The organism is Bradyrhizobium sp. (genome assembly GCF_019242285.1).
Taxonomy (GTDB): domain Bacteria; phylum Pseudomonadota; class Alphaproteobacteria; order Rhizobiales; family Xanthobacteraceae; genus Bradyrhizobium.
In genome coordinates this window covers 1-4,800 of record NZ_JAFAVV010000644.1, presented here as the reverse complement: position 1 = coordinate 4,800, position 4,800 = coordinate 1, and the positions used below count along the sequence as shown (strand labels likewise).

Below are 4,800 nucleotides of genomic sequence, written 5' to 3'. Positions count from 1 at the left end.
CCTCGACCGACATCACCTTCACGGTGCCGAACGCGGATTACGACCGCTCGCTGGCGATCCTCGAGGAGAACCGCGACCGCATCGGGCTCACGGCCGTCGAAGGGGCCACGGATGTCGTGAAGGTGTCGGCCATCGGCATCGGCATGCGCAGCCACGCCGGCGTGGCGGCACGCGCGTTCCGGGCACTCGCCGAAAAGGGCATCAACATCCGCGCCATCACCACGTCCGAGATCAAGTTTTCGGTACTGATCGATACCGCCTATACGGAGCTGGCGGTCCGCACGCTCCACACGCTCTACGGGTTGGATCAGACTTAGAACAACTTTTTCCTCTAACGCGGCGCAGCATTTTGCAGAGAAAAGCTGCAACTGCTGGCAGGCGTTTTGCTTGGCAAGACGGCGCTTGATTCGCTATACGGCCTTGAAGGTGAGCCGCCGCGAACCGTGCCACGATTGGCTGTCCCGATTCGGCCCGCGACACAAGGGCTTGCGACGGCGCCGAAACGAACAAAATTGTTGTTTTACTGGAGTTTAACGCCAGCTCCGGGCGACCCGCCGCGCTGGCTTTGAGGAGGGGGATCGTTGGCAATGCGAAGCACGTCGGGGGGTCCCCGCGTCCTGTTGAGACGGCTTCGCGAAACCATGGCGGAGCAGGTCAGCGCCCAGGAACGACTGGACAAGATCGTGGTGTTGATCGCGGCCAACATGGTGGCCGAGGTCTGCTCGGTCTATGTGCTGCGTATCGACAACACGCTGGAGCTCTATGCCACCGAGGGTCTGAACCGCGATGCGGTCCATCGCACCGTGCTGAGCGCGCATGAGGGCTTGGTCGGTCTCGTCGCCAGCGAGGCTTCGCCGCTCAACCTGAGCGATGCGCAGAGCCATCCGGCATATTCTTACCGTCCGGAAACCGGCGAGGAAATCTACCATTCCTTCCTCGGCGTGCCGATCCTGCGGGCCGGCAACACGCTCGGCGTGCTGGTGGTGCAGAACCGCGCCAAGCGCAACTATGTCGAAGAGGAGGTCGAGGCGCTGCAGACCACCGCGATGGTGCTGGCCGAAATGATCGCTTCCGGGGAATTGGCCTCGCTGGCGCAGCCGGGCGCCGAGCCGGCCGCACGGCACTCGATGCACAAGGTCGGCGCGATCCTGTCCGATGGTATCGCGCTCGGCCATGTGGTGCTGCACGAGCCGCGCGTGGTCATCACCAACTACATTGCCGAGGACCAGCAGAAGGAGGTCAAGCGGCTCGACGGGGCGCTGGCGAAGCTGCGCGCCGATCTCGATCGCATGCTGGAGCGCGGCGACGTCGCCGAGGGCGGCGAGCACCGCGACGTGCTGGAAGCCTACCGGATGTTCGCTAACGACCAGGGCTGGTCGCACAAGCTGCACGAGGCGGTCGCGACCGGCCTGACGGCGGAGGCTGCCGTCGAGCGCGTGCAGTCCGACACCAGGGCGCGGATGCTGCGCTCGACCGACCCCTATCTGCGTGACCGTCTGCACGATCTCGAGGATCTCGGCTTTCGCCTGATGCGGCAACTGGTCGGGCAGGATCACGCGCCGGCGCGCGAGCACCTGCCCGACAACGCCATCATCATCGCGCGCGCAATGGGCCCGGCGGCGCTGCTCGACTACGACCGCAAGCGGCTGCGCGGCCTGGTGCTGGAGGAAGGCACCGCCAACTCCCACGTCTCGATCGTGGCGCGCGCGCTCGGCATCCCTGCGGTCGGCGAGGTGCCGAACGCCCCCGGCATCGCCGATCCCGGCGACGCCATCATCGTCGACGGCACCTCGGGCGAGATCTATGTGCGGCCGTCGCAAGAGATCGAATCGGCCTATGCCGAGCGGGTGCGCTTCCGCGCCCGTCGGCAGGCGCAGTATCTCGCGCTGCGCGACAAGCCCTGCGTGACCAAGGACGGCCAGACCATCGAATTGATGATCAATGCGGGGCTCACCATCGACCTGCCCCATATCGACGATACCGGCAGCGCCGGCATCGGCCTGTTCAGGACCGAGTTGCAGTTCATGGTGTCGCCCAGCCTGCCGCGCTCGAGCGACCAGCTCGCGCTCTATCGCACCGTGCTGGACGCGGCCGGCAGCAAGCCCGTCACCTTCCGCACCCTCGACATCGGCGGCGACAAGGCGCTGCCTTATATGGAAACGGTGATCGAGGAGAATCCGGCGCTCGGCTGGCGCGCAATCAGGCTGGGGCTCGACCGGCCCGGCCTGTTGCGGGGACAGATCCGCGCCCTGCTGCGCGCCGGCGGCGGCCGCGCACTGCGGATCATGTTCCCGATGATCTCCGATGTCGGCGAATTCGACTCCGCGAAAGCGATCGTCGAGCGCGAGCTGACCTATCTGCGCCAGCACGGCCATGCGCTGCCGGAGCGGATCGACGTCGGCACCATGGTCGAGGTGCCGGCGCTGCTTTTCCAGCTCGACGAGTTGTTGAAGCGGGTCGACTTCCTGTCGGTGGGCTCGAACGACCTGTTCCAGTTCCTGTTCGCGGTCGATCGCGGCAACGCCAAGGTATCCGAGCGCTTCGATACGCTGTCCGCGCCGATCCTGCGCGCGCTCCGCGACATCGTGCGCAAGGCGCGCGCCGTCAACAAATCGGCGTCGCTGTGCGGTGAGATGGCCTCCAAGCCGCTGGGCGCGCTCGCCCTGATCGCCATCGGCTACCGTTCGCTGTCGCTCTCCGCAACCGGGCATGGCCCGGTGAAAGCCATGATCATCGATCTGGACGCGCGCAAGGCCGAGGCCATGATGGCCCCGCTGCTGGAGGCGCCGGCCGGCAGCGTGTCGATCCGCCAGAAGCTGACGGAATTTGCGGAAGCCGAGGGATTGGTGTTGTAGCGGGCCAGCCCACCGCGCTCCTGCTCTTGCCCTTTCCGCCAGTTGAGACTTGACCGATGTCGTCACTTCCCGAATCCAAGCTGGATGTCCTGTTGGCGCACCACGCCTCGCTCGAGGCCGAGCTGCTCGGCCAGGTCGGCTCGGAGCGCTACGTCCAGATCACCCGCGAGCTGGCCGAGATCACCCCGTTGATCGAGGCGGTCAAGACCTACCGTGGCGCGGGAAAGGAGCTCGCCGACACCGAGGCGTTGATCGCCGATCCCGCAACCGATGCCGAGATGCGCCACATGGCTGAAGCGGAGCGCGACGCGCTGGGGCCGAGGATCGAGGAGCTGGTGCAGAAGATCCGCATCGCCCTGCTGCCCAAGGACGCGATGGACGATCGCAACGTCGTGCTGGAGATCCGCGCCGGCACCGGCGGCGACGAGGCGTCGCTGTTCGCGGGCGACCTGTTCCGGATGTACGAGCGCTTCGCGGCCTTGCAGGGCTGGAAGGTCGAGGTGATCTCGGCGAGCGAAGGGACCGTCGGCGGCTACAAGGAGATCATCGCCGAGGTGCAGGGCCGCGGCGCCTTCGCCAAGCTCAAATTCGAATCCGGCGTGCACCGGGTGCAGCGCGTGCCCGACACCGAGACGCAGGGCCGCATCCACACCTCGGCGGCAACGGTCGCGGTATTGCCGGAGGTCGAGGATGTCGACGTCGACATCAGGAACGAAGATTTGCGGATCGAGACCATGCGCGCACAGGGCGCCGGCGGCCAGCACGTCAACAAGACGGAATCGGCGATCCGCATCACCCACATCCCGACCGGCATCGTGGTGATGATGCAGGACAGCCGCTCGCAGCACAAGAACCGGGCCTCGGCGATGAACATCCTGCGCTCGCGCATCTATGATGCCGAGCGCCAGCGCGTCGAGGCGGCGCGCTCGGCCGACCGCAAGGAGAAGGTCGGCTCCGGCGACCGGTCCGAGCGCATCCGTACCTACAACTTCCCGCAAGGCCGCGTCACCGATCATCGCATCAACCTGACGCTCTACAAATTGCCGCAGGTGATCGCGGGCGAAGCGCTCGGCGAATTGATCGACGCGCTGACCACCGAGCACCAAGCCGCCCAGCTCGCGGCCCAGGGCGCCGCGGCGTGAGCGAAACCATCGACGGCGCGCGGCGCGCGCTGGCCGCGCGGCTGAGGAAGGCCTCGATCGATTGCGCCGACCTCGACGCCCGCACGCTCGTCGGGGCCGTGCTCGGGCTCGATCTCACCGGCCTGATCGCGCAAGGATCAAGACCGCTCACCGCGGCCGAAGCCGCGAGGCTCGACGCTTTTGCAACGCGTCGGTTGGCAGGCGAGCCCGTCGCGCGCATCACGGGCGAGAAGGAGTTCTGGGGATTGCCGCTGAAGCTGTCGACGGCGACGCTGGTGCCGCGGCCGGACACCGAGACGGTGGTCGAGCTCGCGCTGGAGAGGCTGGGCGGGCCGGGCGGCCGCGCCCTTCGCATCCTGGACATTGCCACCGGCTCGGGTGCGATCCTGCTCGCGCTATTGTCCGAGCTGCCCGGCGCAACCGGCGTCGGCACCGACATCAGCGAGATGGCAGTTCGGACCGCGCGCGGCAATGCCGCCGATCTCGGGCTGATGCCGCGCGCCGCCTTCGTCGCCTGCGACTACGCCGCGGCGCTGGCCGCGCCGTTCGAGCTGATCGTCTCGAACCCGCCCTATGTCCGCTCCTCGGATATTTCGACGCTCGCACCGGAGGTCAGGGACCACGATCCACGCGCGGCACTGGACGGCGGCGCGGACGGGCTCGACGCCTATCGCGCCCTGGTCCCCGCGGCCGAGCGGCTGCTGGCCGCCGAGGGCGTCCTCGTGGTCGAGGCGGGTCAGGGACAGGCCGATGAGATTGAAGGTTTGATGACGAGGTCCGGACTGATCGTTGACGGCTCCCCG

The 4,800-nt window shown here is 67.3% G+C and carries 4 protein-coding genes; all 4 read left to right on the top strand.

The annotated features are described in order from the left end of the window. A partial coding sequence (locus tag JOY90_RS26125; RefSeq protein WP_291693991.1) for an ACT domain-containing protein occupies positions 1-317 on the top strand: 317 nt, incomplete at its 5' end. Positions 318-587: 270 nt separating this feature from the next. Beyond that, a complete protein-coding gene (gene ptsP, locus JOY90_RS26120; RefSeq protein WP_291693990.1) occupies positions 588-2,855 on the top strand; it encodes a phosphoenolpyruvate--protein phosphotransferase in 2,268 nt (755 codons plus the stop codon). Between the two features lie 56 nt (positions 2,856-2,911). Next, positions 2,912-3,997: a peptide chain release factor 1 gene (prfA, locus tag JOY90_RS26115; protein ID WP_291693989.1), complete on the top strand. Its 1,086-nt coding sequence runs from the start codon at positions 2,912-2,914 to the stop codon at positions 3,995-3,997. Next, positions 3,994-4,800: peptide chain release factor N(5)-glutamine methyltransferase (prmC, locus tag JOY90_RS26110; protein ID WP_291693988.1), on the top strand; the 807-nt coding region annotated here is incomplete at its 3' end. The genes prfA and prmC, both read left to right, overlap by 4 nt.

Coding starts and splice junctions, on each gene's coding strand:
- ptsP (WP_291693990.1), top strand. CDS start 588: ATGCGAAGCACGTCGGGGGGTCCCCGCGTCCTGTTGAGACGGCTTCGC.
- prfA (WP_291693989.1), top strand. CDS start 2,912: ATGTCGTCACTTCCCGAATCCAAGCTGGATGTCCTGTTGGCGCACCAC.